The sequence below is a fragment of the Nitrospirae bacterium CG2_30_53_67 genome, assembly GCA_001873285.1.
Classification (GTDB): domain Bacteria; phylum CG2-30-53-67; class CG2-30-53-67; order CG2-30-53-67; family CG2-30-53-67; genus CG2-30-53-67.
Map to the genome: position 1 here is coordinate 1 of MNYV01000007.1, position 14,762 is coordinate 14,762.

At 54.8% G+C, this 14,762-nt stretch carries 12 protein-coding genes, 1 tRNA gene and 1 pseudogene; 4 read left to right on the top strand and 10 right to left on the bottom strand.

Going from position 1 to position 14,762, the window contains the following annotated elements:
* Together AUK29_00230 and AUK29_00235 are read left to right on the top strand one after the other, a co-directional pair.
* Nucleotides 1-210 (top strand): annotated as a pseudogene (locus AUK29_00230) (hypothetical protein).
* Nucleotides 207-386 carry a hypothetical protein gene (locus AUK29_00235; protein OIP66667.1) on the top strand — a complete coding sequence of 60 codons (180 nt, stop codon included), beginning with the start codon at nucleotides 207-209 and terminating at the stop codon, nucleotides 384-386. Before AUK29_00230 ends, AUK29_00235 begins: the two are co-directional and overlap by 4 nt.
* A 41-nt stretch (nucleotides 387-427) precedes the next feature.
* On the opposite strand, the gene AUK29_00240 is transcribed toward AUK29_00235, so the two are convergent.
* From AUK29_00240 to AUK29_00275, 8 genes are all read right to left on the bottom strand, one after another.
* A complete protein-coding gene (locus tag AUK29_00240; GenBank protein ID OIP66678.1) occupies nucleotides 428-943 on the bottom strand; it encodes a peptidylprolyl isomerase in 516 nt (171 codons plus the stop codon).
* A 139-nt stretch (nucleotides 944-1,082) separates the two neighbouring features.
* Nucleotides 1,083-1,664, bottom strand: a complete 582-nt coding sequence (locus AUK29_00245; protein ID OIP66668.1) for a hypothetical protein — start codon at nucleotides 1,662-1,664, stop codon at nucleotides 1,083-1,085.
* Between the two features lie 302 nt (nucleotides 1,665-1,966).
* Nucleotides 1,967-3,208: an ATP-dependent protease ATP-binding subunit ClpX gene (locus tag AUK29_00250; protein OIP66669.1), complete on the bottom strand. Its 1,242-nt coding sequence runs from the start codon at nucleotides 3,206-3,208 to the stop codon at nucleotides 1,967-1,969.
* A 14-nt stretch (nucleotides 3,209-3,222) separates the two neighbouring features.
* Nucleotides 3,223-3,840: an ATP-dependent Clp endopeptidase, proteolytic subunit ClpP gene (locus AUK29_00255; GenBank protein ID OIP66670.1), complete on the bottom strand. Its 618-nt coding sequence runs from the start codon at nucleotides 3,838-3,840 to the stop codon at nucleotides 3,223-3,225.
* A gap of 50 nt (nucleotides 3,841-3,890) precedes the next feature.
* Entirely contained in the window at nucleotides 3,891-5,243 is a 1,353-nt protein-coding gene (locus tag AUK29_00260; protein OIP66671.1) for a trigger factor, read from the bottom strand.
* A gap of 148 nt (nucleotides 5,244-5,391) precedes the next feature.
* Nucleotides 5,392-5,479: transfer RNA gene (locus AUK29_00265), tRNA-Leu, on the bottom strand.
* A 115-nt stretch (nucleotides 5,480-5,594) separates the two neighbouring features.
* Nucleotides 5,595-7,481, bottom strand: coding sequence for an ABC transporter ATP-binding protein (locus AUK29_00270; GenBank protein OIP66672.1), 1,887 nt, complete (start codon nucleotides 7,479-7,481; stop codon nucleotides 5,595-5,597).
* Nucleotides 7,482-7,529: 48 nt separating this feature from the next.
* The gene (locus tag AUK29_00275; protein ID OIP66673.1) at nucleotides 7,530-9,995 is read right to left on the bottom strand and encodes a hypothetical protein; all 2,466 of its coding nucleotides are present in this window, start codon (nucleotides 9,993-9,995) and stop codon (nucleotides 7,530-7,532) included.
* 436 nt (nucleotides 9,996-10,431) lie between these two features.
* On the opposite strand from AUK29_00275, the gene AUK29_00280 reads away from it, so the two are divergent.
* Nucleotides 10,432-11,844: a hypothetical protein gene (locus AUK29_00280; protein ID OIP66674.1), complete on the top strand. Its 1,413-nt coding sequence runs from the start codon at nucleotides 10,432-10,434 to the stop codon at nucleotides 11,842-11,844.
* A gap of 111 nt (nucleotides 11,845-11,955) precedes the next feature.
* Nucleotides 11,956-12,921 (top strand): hypothetical protein, encoded by a 966-nt coding sequence (locus tag AUK29_00285; GenBank protein OIP66675.1) that lies wholly within the window; start codon nucleotides 11,956-11,958, stop codon nucleotides 12,919-12,921.
* A 12-nt stretch (nucleotides 12,922-12,933) separates the two neighbouring features.
* On the opposite strand, the gene AUK29_00290 is transcribed toward AUK29_00285, so the two are convergent.
* Complete coding sequence (locus AUK29_00290; protein ID OIP66676.1) at nucleotides 12,934-13,740, bottom strand: hypothetical protein; 807 nt, start codon at nucleotides 13,738-13,740, stop codon at nucleotides 12,934-12,936.
* Nucleotides 13,733-14,671, bottom strand: coding sequence for a hypothetical protein (locus AUK29_00295; protein OIP66677.1), 939 nt, complete (start codon nucleotides 14,669-14,671; stop codon nucleotides 13,733-13,735). Before AUK29_00295 ends, AUK29_00290 begins: the two co-directional genes overlap by 8 nt.
* Between the last annotated feature and the right edge of the window lie 91 nt (nucleotides 14,672-14,762).

Below are 14,762 nucleotides of genomic sequence, written 5' to 3' on the forward strand. Positions count from 1 at the left end.
TGCCTGTATCAGGTACGCTCAGGTTCAAAGGGGGGGCTGATCCGAATCCCATGGACGGAAGAGTTTCAATCTATCAAGGGATCTTATCGGAAGGCAATCAAATTTCAGGTCTATGGCAAATGCCGACCTACATGGGTCCGGAATGCGGCAATCAATCGGCTGGGTTTGCCAAGGGGAATTTTACAGGACAGAACCATTGCGGCCAAATGACCAAGACCCTCAGTGGAGTCTGGCCCTGGTATGACATCAATACATGCGCTATTTCAGGAAACGGTTTTTTCTCCGGGAACGCGACAGCCAACAGAAACTTCTGGAACCTGAACCTGGAAGACCATGCATTTAAGAAGACCAACATCCATGATCATCCGGCCCCAAGCCATCCTTGACCTTTTTTCTTTCTCTGACGGCGCAAATCAGAAAGCCGTCTCTACTTCAGGTAGGCCTTCTGTATATAGATGGACTTCAACGGATTGTCCATGCGGTCCCTGGGAGCGCTGACGATCTTGCCGACCACGTCCATCCCTTCGACGACATGGCCGAAGACCGTATACTGGCGGTCGAGATGGGGGGCCGCGGCCACGCAGATGAAGAACTGCGACCCGGCGCTGTCGGGATCCATGGACCTTGCCATGGAAACCGTTCCGCTCACGTGCTTGCGGCTGCTGAACTCGGCCTGGATGGTATAACCCGGCCCGCCCATGCCGTCGTTGCTCCGGTCGTCGTCCTTGGTGTTGGGATCGCCTCCCTGGATCATGAAACCGGGGATGACCCGGTGGAAATAAGTCTTGTTATAAAAACCCTCCTTGACAAGCTTTTTGAAATTCTCCACGGTCTTCGGGGCTGCATCCGGATCAAAGGCAATGAGGATCTTTCCAAAATCCGTCTCCAAAACGGCTTGGGGCTCGCCCTTCCCGGGTTCAGCCGCATGAAGATGCGTGGTCATAAAGAAAACCGATGCCAATCCACTCATGAACATTGTAACGAAACTTTTCATGCTGATCTTCCTCCCTTGTTCAATGGTATATCAAAACCCGAACCACAGAGCTCTGTGGTTTCATTCTAACTCTTTTTTCCAGAATAGATCAGATGAGCGGATTGATTGCCTTCCAGATTTCATTTCGCCCCTCGGACGTGACGGCGGAGAAAAAGATCAGGGGATCTTCTCCGGACAATCCCATGGATTCCCGGATCTTCAGGACCTGCGTCTTTCTTTGCCCCATGGTGATCTTATCCGATTTCGTGGCCGCGGTCAAGATTCGGATTCCATGAGAGAGAAGATACTCCCGCATGATTCTGTCCAATTCTCCCGGCCGGCGCCTGGCATCCAGGATATGGACCACGCAGGTGAGATGCCGGTTCTCTTCGAGATATTGCTCCACCATGGGGCCGAAGCGCTCCCGAACATCCTTCGGCACTTTTGCAAATCCATACCCCGGAAGATCCACAAAAAAAAAGGACTGGTTGATCAGAAAAAAATTGATCATCTGGGTACGGCCGGGTGTGGAGCTGACCTTGACGAGTTTTTTCCGGTTGAGAAGGGCATTGATCAGAGAGGATTTCCCCACATTGGAGCGCCCGACAAAGGCGATTTCAAGGAGGCGCTTTACCGGATAGTCTTTCCTATGGACAGCGGAAAGAACGAACTCTGCAGAGAGGATTTTCATAAAGAGCGGGTGAAAACATAAGGGTTCAAGGATTCCAGGGGTCAAGTGAAATACTGAAAACATAAAGAGCCGAGGGTCATAGGGTTACGCTTCGCGTGTCCCACTTTTGTCTATTTTTGTCGTTAGATCCCGGCATCTCGTTGAATCTACTTTTCCAGGGCCGGGACCCTCTGCTACGGCCACTACACTACGGCATCTTGGGGTCAAGGGTTCCAGTATTTTTCTCTGGAGATTTTACTTGCATTTAAGTATTTCACTTGATTCCTTGACCCCTTGGACCCTCGACCCCTTTTTACCCACAACTATGCGCTTTCCTTCTGTTCATAGATCAGGATCGGCTGCTCCAGACCCTTGACGACTTCCTCGGAGATGATGCATTCCTTCACGTTCACCTGGGAGGGAAGCTCATACATCACGTCGAGCATCACGTTTTCCAGAACCGCCTTGAGCCCACGTGCGCCGGTCTTGCGCTTTTGGGCGGTCTTCGCCACACCGTCCAATGCCCCCTGGGTGAATTTCAGTTTTACTCCCTCAAGCTCGAAAAACTTCTGGTACTGTTTGATCAGGGCGTTCTTGGGTTCGGTCAGAATCCGGACCAGGGCATCCTCGTCCAGTTCGTCCAGGGCGGCGAGGACCGGGAGCCGGCCGACGAACTCCGGAATCATCCCGTACTTCAACAGATCCTCGGGTTCAACCCTGGAGAGGATCTCCCCGATCGGCTTATTTTGTTTGCTCTGGATCTTGGCGCCGAATCCCATGGCCTTTTCACCCATCCGGTTTTCGACGATCTTGTCCAGCCCGACGAAGGCGCCTCCGCAGATAAACAGGATGTTCGTGGTATCCACCTGCAGGAACTCCTGGTGAGGATGTTTCCTCCCTCCCTGCGGCGGGACATTGGCCACGGTCCCCTCGATGATCTTCAGAAGGGCCTGCTGCACGCCCTCACCCGAGACGTCCCTGGTAATGGACGGGTTTTCCGACTTCCTGGCGATCTTGTCGATCTCGTCGATATAGATGATCCCCTGCTGCGCCCGCTCCACGTCGTAATCCGCATTCTGCAGGAGTTTCAGTATGATGTTTTCCACATCCTCGCCTACATATCCAGCCTCGGTCAGGGTCGTGGCATCTACGATGGCGAATGGGACGTCCAGGATACGGGCCATGGTCTGGGCCAGGAGGGTCTTGCCGGATCCCGTGGGTCCGACCAGAAGGATATTGCTTTTCTGAATCTCCACGTCTCCGAGATTGATATTGGTGGCCAGACGCTTGTAATGGTTGTGCACGGCCACTGAGAGAACCTTCTTGGCATAGGTCTGGCCGATGACATAATCGTCGAGAACCTTCTTGATGACTCGAGGCTGAGGGACCTTATCAAACTTGTCAATCCTCTTGACCTGCATCTCCTCTGCAATAATCTCGTTGCAGAGGTTGATGCACTCGTCGCAGATGTACACGGTATGACCTGCAATCAGTTTTTTCACGTCTTCCTGGCTCTTGCCGCAGAAAGAACACTTCAAAGTCCCTGACGGATCACTTTTTTTCATCTCACTTTCCTTTCCTATTCTTTTTCTTTCTTTTCTCCGGGAGCAGCCCCTTCACGATGGGCAATCACTTCATCGATCAGCCCATACTCCTTGGCCTCGGTACCGGACATGAAAAAGTCCCTGTCCGTATCCTTCTGTATCCTCTTGACCGGCTGTTCCGTGTGCTTGGCCAGGATTTCATTCAGGGTTTCCTTGATCTTCAGGATCTCCTTTGCATGGATCTCCACGTCCGAAGCCACACCCTGGAATCCGCCAAGGGGCTGGTGAATCATGATCCGGGTATTGGGGAGCGCAAAACGCTTCCCCTTGGTTCCGGCGGCCAGGAGGACCGCCCCCATACTGGCCGCCTGCCCGATGCAGATGGTGGAAACCTGAGGCTTGATATACTGCATGGTATCATAGATGGCCAGTCCGGAAGTGACGATGCCGCCCGGAGAATTGATGTACAGGTTGATGTCCTTATCGGGATCCTCGGCTTCGAGAAACAGAAGCTGGGCAATAATCAGGTTCGACATATAGTCATCGATGGCGGTCCCCACAAAGATAATCCTGTCCTTGAGCAGCCGGGAATAGATATCATAGGCCCGTTCGCCCCGTGCCGTCTGTTCCACCACCATGGGAATAAGCGTCATTCGAATACTCCTTACCGACCAGTTGAATCGGTTATCAAAAAAAGAGAGGGTTACTCCTTGCCTCCCCCCTCGGTTTCATGTACGTCTTCCCCTGTAACTTTAGCATTTTCAAGCAAAAAGTCAAGGATCTTTTCGTTTAAGAGCATGAGTCTGAAAGGTTCGAGCGAACCCACCTGTTTCATGTAGAGATCCCTTAATACCTCCTTAGACATGGAAGACTCCCATGCCCTTTTTCCCAGGGCGGATTCAACCTCATCGGGTGTGACCGTGATTCCTTCTTTTTCCGCAAGCTGTTCGATAATAAAACTCCAGGCGACATCTCTCCGGGCCTTTTTATCCAGCACCGTCTCCTCCACCACTCCATGGATCTCTTCGGTTTTCGGCTCCTTGCCTGAACGGTGGAGGTTCGATTTAAAGCTCTCCTTCAGGGCCTTCTTCTGACGTTCGATCATGATCTCGGGAAGTTCTTCGATCGGGTTCCTCCGGAGGACCTCATCCATGATCTCAAGATGCAGGTCCTCCCGGATTCTCTTGGCCTCCTCGGCCTCCAGCCCCTTGCGGACCTCAGCCTTCAGTTCGTTGAGGGTCCCGAACCTCTCGCCCACATCCTTTGCAAATTCATCATCCAGGGCCGGAAGTTTTTTCTGTTTGATGTCCTTGAGGTTCACCTTGAAGACCGCCTTTGCCCCGGAGAGTCCGGCGGCATGGTAATTTTCAGGAAAGGTCACGGGAATCTCCTTGGCCTCACCTTTCTTCATTCCCAGGAACCCATCTTCCAACCCGGCAATCATCTTACCTTCGCCCACTTCGATAAGCTGACCGGTCCCCTTGCCCCGTTCAATGGGTTTGCCGTCCACAAAACCTTCAATGTCCGCTTCGGCAACGTCCCCCCTGACCACCTGGTGGTCTTCATCTTCATAGGCAGAGAGTTCCGCTAACCTCTCCTGCATGTCCCGGATCACCCGGTCCACCATCTCATCCGTGATCTTGGTCTCTTTCTTGGATCTCGGCACCCCCTTGTAATCCTTGACCTCGAACTTCGGTTTGATATAGACCGTGGCATCAAAACGGAAAGGCTCACCTTCGCTGAGGTGGACATTCCGGATGATCGGCATATCCACCGGTTTAAGGGCCGACTTCTCCAGGGCCTTGGCGTAATAGTCAGGGATGATCCGTTGAAGAAGATCCTCGTGCACATCACGAGAGAGACGGCTGCGGATCATGGAGATCGGGGTCTTGCCCGGACGGAAACCCGGGAATTTGACCTTTTTCTGCAGGTTTTGATAGGTCTTTTTGAATTCCAGTTCAATCTCTTCCGTGGGAACCTCCACCTTCAGGACCCTCTTGGTCCGGCTCGGCTCCTCCACGCTCAGTTTTATCTCTTTCTCCTCTTGGTTTTCCATTTTATTCTTCCTTTCAGACATCGAATGATATGGCTCTCTATGAACCCTCCCGGACAGGAGCCCCCCGGGAATAACGCGCCCCGGCATCTCAACCATCAGCGATTATTTACCCGATCTCTAAAGGTCAGGATTTGATATGAGGGACCGATGGTGCGAGAGGGGGGACTCGAACCCCCAATCCGCAAAGCGGGCTAGATCCTAAGTCTAGTGCGTATACCAAATTTCGCCACTCTCGCGGAAAACAGGCTGCGGCTGATTGGATGATCTCCCCCCTAACCGGCAGGGTGCCCCGCTGATTATGAATTTATTATAGGGATTTTGTCTTTTTTGTCAACAACTTGTTTTCCATTGTCATTTCAGATCCTCCAACGCCTCCCACCGCGCATAGACCTGGTCCAGTTCTTTCTCCAGCGCCTCAAGCCTTGACTTGGTTGCAGACACTGAGCCGCCGCTTTCGCGATAAAAGGCCGGGTCAGCCATAGACGCATGGATCTGCTGCCGTTCCGATTCGAGCGCTTCGATGCGCTCGGGAAGGCTTTCAAGCTCCTTCTGCTCCTTAAAATTCAGCCTGCGTCGTTTCTCAGCCTGAGGACGCGTGCCTTGCCTTGTCTCTTCCTTCCTGACCGGGACCACGGGAGCGGCCGGTTTCCTCTGCCGGCGCCAGTCGTCATACCCGCCGACGTATTCATTCACCCGGCCTTTGCCTTCGAACACGAGCGTGCTGGTGACGACATGATTGATCAACGCCCGGTCGTGGCTCACCAACAGCACGGCGCCGGGATAGTCCATCAGAAGCTCTTCGAGCAGATCAAGGGTCTCGATGTCCAGGTCATTCGTGGGCTCGTCGAGCACGAGCACGTTCGACGGCCTGGTGAAAAGCCTGGCGAGCAGCAGGCGGTTCCGCTCCCCGCCGGAGAGGACCTTCACGGGACTGCGCGCCCGATCAGGCGAAAAAAGAAAATCCTGCAGATAACCGATGACATGCCGCCGGCTGCCGTTGATGGTCACATAGTCGCTTCCGCCCGAGACGTTATCCTGAACGGACTTTTCATCCTTCAATTGGGCGCGGTGCTGGTCGAGGTAAGCCACCTCCATATTCGTGCCGTGCCGGATCGTCCCTTTCGTGGGGGGTAGATCGCCGAGCAGGATTTTAAGCAGCGTGGTCTTGCCGGCGCCGTTTGGACCGATGATACCCACCTTATCGCCGCGGAGGATGGCCGTTGAAAAGTCTCGAATCACCTCGCTGCCTTCGTAGCTGTGGCTCACGTTCCGCGCCTCGATCACAAGCCTGCCCGTGCGCTCCGCCTCCTGTATTCGCATATGCGCCGTACCGGTCCGTTCTCGCCGCTCGCTCCGGGTCCTTCGGAGTTCCTTGAGCGCGCGCACGCGGCCTTCATTCCGCGTCCTGCGCGCCTTGACGCCCCGGCGGATCCAGGCCTCCTCCTCGGCCAGCTTTTTGTCGAATTTTGCGTTTTCCGCAGCTTCGGTATCAAGCGCAGCCTGCTTGAGTTCAAGATAGGCCTGGTAATTCCCAGGCCAGCTCGTCAGTCTGCCTCGGTCAAGATCAACAATCCGCGTGGCCAGCTTCCGGATCAGCATACGGTCGTGGGTTACGAAAACAAGGGTCCCGCCGAAAGAAAGCAGGAACGCTTCAAGCCAGGCAATGGCACCGATGTCCAGATGGTTTGTGGGTTCGTCTAAAAGCAGGAGGTCCGGCTCGCCTGCCAGCGCCTTTGCGAGCAGGACCATGCGCTTCCGGCCGCCTGAAAGCTCGGAGAACTCGGCGTCAGGAGGAAGCTTCAGGCGAGAGAGAATCGTCTCGATACGCTGCTGTATTTGCCGGCCCCCGGCGGTCTCGAACTTGTGTTGGACACTCTCGATCTCTGCCATCAGCTTCTCGCTGTGATCATGGGCCGGTTTATTGCTCAGATGGCGATACTCGGAAAGCAGTTTCCCCTGCTCGCCCAACGCGCCCGATACCACGTTGAACACACTCCCCAAAAGCGCCTGTGGGACCTCCTGGGCCAGAAGCGCGCTCTGCATGCCCTGCTGAAACACGATCTTTCCATCATCCTGCCTGACTTCGCCGGTGATGAGCCGCAGGATCGTCGACTTGCCTGTCCCGTTCCTTCCGATGAGGCAGACCCGCTCGCCCCGGTCAATGGAGAGATCAATACTTTCAAGCAATGGCGGTCCGCCGAAGCTGACATGGACACCCTGCAAACTGACTAATGCCATAAAATGCCCCGTTCGCCTTCAGCGATGTTTTCACCTTCAAAGAGAAGATCACCGGATATTTCCGGCAGGTCCGGGGGGCGTCTGCGTCTTTCTGAACAGCCTGTCCACAGCGGATGCATCCACGCTCCGCACGTGCAGGTCCCTCTGGGGGAAAGGGATCTCCACTCCGGATGCCCTGAACGTCCGGTCAATCTCCATGTGCAATTCGCTCTTCATCTCAACAAGTTTCCGCACATCCCCAATCCAGACACGAAGTTCAAAGTTCAGAGAGCTTTCACCAAAACTTAAAAACAGCACCTGCGGCTCGGGATTTTTGAGCGCCAAGGGATGTCTATGGGCCGCTTCAAAGAGAAGCCGCATCACCAGTGGGACATCGGAGCCGTATGCTACCCCCACCGGGATGACGAGCCTGACCATCTTGTCAGACAAGGTCCAGTTGGTCACCTGACTCGAAACCAGATCACTGTTAGGAACGATGATTTCCGCACGGTCAAAGGTCTGGACCACGGTTGCCCTCAGACCGATCTGTTTGACCTCCCCCCACTCGCCGCTGATCTGCACGATGTCGCCGACTTTAATCGGACGTTCGAAGAGAAGGATGAGGCCGCTCACAAAGTTGTTGGCGATATTCTGAAGCCCGAAACCGATGCCGATGCCTAAGGCGCCGGTAAGGATGACCAGGTTCTTGAGTTCAAAGCCCACAGCCCCCAGGGCAAGGATAAACCCCACGAGAACCAAGAGGTAGTGAAATAACCGGACAATCGAAATACCGGTTCCGTGCTCCACCTGACTCTTGGGAAAAACATCATGGAGCAGAAGCGATTGCAAGGTCCAGGATACCAGGAATGCGCTGTAAAGCACCGCCGCCGCGGTGATCATGTGTCCGGCCGTAAAGCGATGTTCCCCGACGGCAAACCCCAAAGAGAAGAGCCCTTTCAGCGCATCCATGGGCGTTTCGAATACCCTCCAGATTTCCAAAATAAGGATCAGGGCAATGAATCCGATCAAGAGGTCCGTGAACATCCCCAGACGTTTGACGATCATGTTCCTGTTGATGCGGATCATTGTAAATTTTTTGAGAAAGGTGTTCGACACGATGAACTCAAATGCGCCGCGCGCGATGGTCGCGGCCACCCAGGCAAGAAGGACCAGGAAGGTCGTCTTGATCGTGGAATCAAAAAGATGGGTGGCCAGGGCGCTGTAGCCGCCCACCTCTGCGGCGAGTATCACGGCAAAAACCGTTCCGCCCAGACGGAGCGCCCAAGTGTACAGGGGGGAGTCGCCTCTCTTGACACTGGTATCCGCTCTCCAGAAGCATAGAGGGAATCCGCACAAAGCTGCAAAAGAAACATAGAGACGGAATACAGGCTCGGGCAGACCGAACACGGAAAAGAAATGGGCCGCAAGGAAAAGGCATGCAAGCAGATAGACCAGCCTCCGCTTCCACGGCAGGGTGATGAGGCTTCCGACCAGCCGTGCCGCGGCAAGGCTGGCCGCTATCCAGAGCACAAGCCGCCATACAGACGGGACTGCGCTGCCGTACAGGGGAAAGAGCGAGGAGACTGAAAGAAAAAGGCTTGCGGAAAAGGGGCGCATGAGAAGGAATCGCCACCGGTCCGATGCCTTTAGCAGTCCGCGGCGCCGGTAGATGCCCATCATGAGGACCAGCGCGAAAAAAAGCTGCAAGACCGCCACCCAGCCTTGGCTCATGAAAAATTCTTTATCCGGCCATTCGGCGGACCGAACCCCTCCCATAAATTCGGTCCATAGATTCTTCTTGAAGAGGGTGTAATACTTGGGTGAAAACATGGAATGGGATGACTTCCTGAAGATGTCTCCACGGACAGTCTTCAGCAGCGCATCCAACTCCATGGATACCTGTTGGATCTCTTTCTCCGCCTTTTCGGCCTTGCGTTGGACCTCCAACACGGATTTCAGTCTTGAGTTGGAGAGATCAATCATACTGTCAATGATCCGGCCGGCTTCTGAAAAGGTCGGTTTCAAGGGTCCAAAAGGAACGTTTTTTTTCAGCGAGAGCCGCCACGCATTCCATTTTTCCTTTTCATCAGACCATTCCTTCTGAATCGAGCCCGATAGGTTCAGGGCCGAGGAAAGATCTTCATTGATCCGGCCGAGTTCCTCGGCCTCGCTTCTTGCCATATCCTTGAGATCCTCAATCTGAATGGTCCCGTATGACTTCGACTGCTTCAATGCATCGAACTGAGCGGCAAGCTCATTCACCCTCTCGCCTGCCTCCGAGATCTTCTTCTCGGTTTCGGCCATGTCCGGGGAATCTGTGACTTCTTTTTCCTGAATGGCGGCACGCTCCCGAAGTCTCGTCATCGTGACCACCAGGTCACCGAGACTCCCCAAAGACGGCGTATTCTCGGCCTTGGCCGGCGCACCGGCCTCCGGCGAAAAGGCATCAGCCGAAAAGGCCGAAGGAATCAGCAGGGAGAATATGGATATGGCGGCAAGCAATCCAGCATAAAACCTCCTGATCATCATTTCCATCGCTGAACCATTCATGTCCGTTCCCTGTCTGTGAGTTTAAAAGAAAAAACCGGGATCAATTTTAATGAGTCACTCTATTATGTTTTGTCCCAGCAGTCAAGTTACCCCCTCCAATCTGGGTCTGCGGCAAATTTATGGGTAAACATTTCTCTAAGAGCGTCATTCCCCGACCCCCGATCGCAGTCGAGGGCAGGCTTGATCGGGGAATTGGTACACATCAAGATTATATATGAAGCTAACATAATAAATAATAAATCAAATTATCTAATATCAATAATTAATTAACATATAAACGATATTTAAAATTTTATGCGGATACCCTCAGCATTTCAATGTCTTTTTGTCTTTACTCATAAAAGATAAGCGGTGGAAAAAGGGAACAGCGGATTATTCAACAAATAAGACCGTGACTTTAACCATGAGCGCTAAAACGACGATGACGGCAGTGTATGCGGGAGGAACGTCATCGAACGACTATGTGGTTGCCGGCTATAACGACCTGGGCATGCACTGCGTCTGCCCGAGAGCCGACATTATGATGCTCCTTCCGCCCTGGAACACACTGAGGGTCCAGGTGATTAAGAGGGGCTCACCGCCGGTTCCCATGAACGACAGCACCAAGCTGACCGTGGAATACAAAATACGTGAAAATACTTACGGCGATAACGGCCCCTATGACCTGTCCAAAGACCCTGAGTATTTAAGATGGCTGGACACGGCAAATATCCATTTCCCCGGGAGCGGCATCAGCCGCACCAACCGGGTAGGCCTTGCTGGATACGGACTGAGCGGCGTCATGACACCGGAGATCCTCACTTCTTCACCGGGTAATGCCAAGTACTGGCTCGCGGAAGGGGCGCCTGCGTATCCGCCTCTGGACACCCAGGGCGATTTCATCGGACCCTTCGGCGACAAGAGAAAGGCCTACCTCCACTGGGACGTGACGGTGAAGGACAAAGCCACCTCGGCGGTTCTGGGCACCACCAGCACCACCCTGCCCATTGCCTTCGGCGGCTGCTGCAACTGCCATCAGGACGTGGCCGCAAGCAAAGGTTACATCAAACAGGGGGCCTGCGGCACCTGCCCGGACCCCTACGATGTCTTTGAAGAAATGATGGATGCCCATACTCGTGACACCGGCGTAGATGTCCTCGCCTTGGTGGGAGGGACCTACGATTCCTACGGACACCTGACAGGATTGGCCACACCGGTACGCTGCAGCAAGTGCCACAGTGATTTGGCCGTGGGCGGCAGCGCAGCTCTGGACGCGACCTGGGTCAACTATGCCAAGAGCAAAGGGTATACCTCGATCTCTCCCTTCTCCAAGGTCCTGCACAAGTTCCACGTGGAGAGCGCGGAGGTTCAGACCTTCTATGATTCAAACATTGAGAAGAATTGTTATCAGTGTCATCCCGGCGGCAACGGGACGCTCGACTGCTACAGGGAGGTTCACACCACGATAAAAATCGGATCCGGCAAGAGCGCACATAACATCTGGTGTACGGACTGTCACGGGGATCTGTTCCAGAGAGTTTCCACCGGGCAGATGGATAAACCCTGGCACTACAGCACCCTGCCCACCTGCTCCGACTGCCATAACACCAACACGCAAGAGTTGGTGGGGACCCCGGCGGTCTTCGGCCAGTTCCTCGGAAGTTCGGGTCATAAGAAAGGACAGATCCTGTGCCAGACCTGCCACGGGGAGCCGCACGGGCTTCTCCCCTCCAAGAAGGCTATCGACAACGAGCAGAACGTACGCCTACAGGGGCTCGCCTGGCCTCTTGGGAAATGCGACGTCTGCCACATCGGAAAGAGCAGCCGGATCGGAACACCGAGTCACCAGCCATAAACACGGACTGAGGGCGATTTTGTGCGACGTAACGCCTCGGCCGTTTCACCTTGGGGGGGGAGCGATCCCCCCTCAAGGGATTTCACCCCCTATATGAGGAAGAGTAAATTTATGACTGCAAAATTTACAAGAAGGATCACTTTGATCCTTGTGTGTGCCTTGTTTGCATATCCCTTCGGATCACCCGCTGAGGAAGACACCAAGAAAAATCCTGAGATTGATCTCAAACGCACGGCCGGCTATCTGCAAGAGTGGGCTGAAATGCGGCCCGGTTTTCCGGAATCCCTCTCGTTCGCATACTACTATGCCTTTGCCTCCATGTCCCTGGAAAAGAAGATCGCCCCCGAGGCCCAAAAGAAGATCATCAACTACATCCGGGCCTGTCAGACCCCGGATGGCGGATTCGTGGCCGAGCCCGGATTCACGTCCGAGCCTGATCTCGTCTCCACATATTTTGCCCTGAAAACGCTGGAGGTCTTGAATAGTTTTGAGGCTGTCGATAAGAAAAAGGCCGCTCAGTTCGTGCTTTCTCTCTCCCAGGAAGACGGCGGAATGAGGGCCGGCCCCAAGAGCAAATACAGCTCCGTGATGACCTCCTTCTATGGCATTGCTTCATTGGATCTCCTGGGCGCCCTGCAGGGATTAAACAAGGAGAAGGCTGTTTCGTATCTTATGTCATTCCGCGACAAAGACAAAGGCTTCGGGGTGGAAAAAGGAAAACCGTCAAGGCCGCCATCCACTTTCGCAGCCGTGCACACCCTCAAGATCCTCGGGGCGTTGAATGACGAAGTAAAAGCCGGCGCGGTGAAATACCTGAAGGAGACACGCTACGCCGGACTCCATCTCGAAGAAACGTACACCACGCAACCTACCATTCAGGACATGGCCTATGTACTGGAGGCCTTTGCGGATCTCTCCGCAGGCGGAGAAGTCAACCGGGACAGCATCTATGAGTTTATCGCGTCCCTCTACATTCCTGAGAACGGCGGTTTCGGGCCCCAACCCGGATACGGCGCATCTCCTCCGAGCACCTATTACGGCGTTTTATGTCTAAAACAACTGGGCAAATTAAATTGAAAGGGTCCGTGCCTAATTTCTTTGCACGTCCATCCAGTCCCTGAGCCCGTCTCCGAGAAAATTGAATCCCATGACCACCAGCATAATGGCGATCCCAGGAAAGATCGTGAGGTGCGGCGCCACGAGCATGAAGTGGCTCCCCTCGTTGAGCATGGAGCCCCAGGAGGGGGTGGGCGGCTGGGTACCGAGCCCCAGGAAAGAGAGGCCCGCTTCGGCCAGGATCGCGGATGCACAGCCGAATGTGGCTTCAACAATGATCGGGGCCAGGGTATTGGGGAGGATATGGCGCATCAGGATTCTCAATGGGCCCGCGCCCAGGGCACGTGCCGCCTGTACATATTCCCGCTCCCGGACCGTGAGGATCTGCCCCCGGATCAGCCGGGCATACCCCACCCATCCGGTGAGGCAGAGGGCGAAGATCACGTGATTCAGCGAAGGCCCCAGGACAGCGGTCATGGCGATGGCCAGAAGGATTCCCGGGAAGGCCTGGAGGATATCGATGATCCGCATGATGATTTCATCTATCCAGCCTCCGGCATAACCCGACAGAGAGCCGATCAGCAGTCCCACCGAGAGTGAAATGCCGACAACCACGGTCCCCACCTTCACCGAGACCTGGGCGCCGTACAGGATTCTGCTCAGGATGTCTCGGCCCAGCTTGTCCTGTCCCAGGGGATGGGAGAGCGTGGGCCCGCTCAGGTTTCCAGCCAGGTCAAGCTCTGACGGATCATAGGGCGCGACATAAGGCGAGAGCGCCGCAACCGTGGTCATCACGAGGACGATGATCAAGCCGATCAGGGCCAGCCGGTGTTTACGCATCTGCCCCCCTTCCCCCAACCCGGATCCTGGGGTCCGCCGCCCCATAGAGCAGGTCGGTCAGCAGGTTGACCAGCACATAGCAAAGCGAGATAAAGAGTACCGTCCCCTGCACCACCGGATAGTCCCGCTGGTTGATGGCCTGGATCAGGAGGCGTCCGATGCCCGGCCAGGAAAAGATGGTCTCGGTGATGATGGACCCCGAAAGGAGCGCGCCGAACTGAAGGCCTATAATGGTGATCACCGGGATGAGCGCATTCTTCAGGGCATGTTTGAAGAGGACCACCCTCTCGGCAAGCCCCTTGGCCCGGGCCGTGACGATGTATTGCTCACGGATCACTTCGAGGATGCTGGATCGGGTCATCCGGGTCAGGATTGCGGACATGCCCATGCCCAGGGTCACGGCCGGAAGGATCAGGTGTTGAACGCCTCCGATGCCTGAGACCGGAAGCCAGCCGAGCCGGATGGAAAAAAAGAGGATCAATAGAGGGCCCAGCCAGAAGTTGGGCATGGAGATCCCGATCAGGGCGAAGAGCATGGAGGCATTGTCCATCAGCGAATACTGCTTGGTTGCGGAGAGGATCCCGATGGGGATGGCGATGAGCAGGGCAACCATCATGGCGGCGAGGGTCAGGATGAATGTGGCGGGGAACCGTTTCAGGATAATCTCCGTGACCGCTTCCCGGGAATGGATGGAACGGCCCAGTTCCCCTCGGACGAGGCCTGAGAGGAAGACTCTGTACTGCTCGGCCACGGGCCGGTCCAGCCTGAGTTCATGGCGCAGGGCCTCCTTGTCCGCTGCCTGCGCCTGTTCCCCCATCATGATCTCCACCGGGTCCCCGGGGATCATGTGGACCAGGAAGAAGACCAGGGTGACGACACCGAGGATGATGGGGATCAGCAGGAGTATCCGTTTTGCGATATAATGGGACAAATGTGTGACCCTTTAAGATATTAGGTTCTTCTCCCATTTAGTGGGTAAATAGGGTTCGAGGGTTCAAGGGGTCAAGGATTCAAGTGAAATA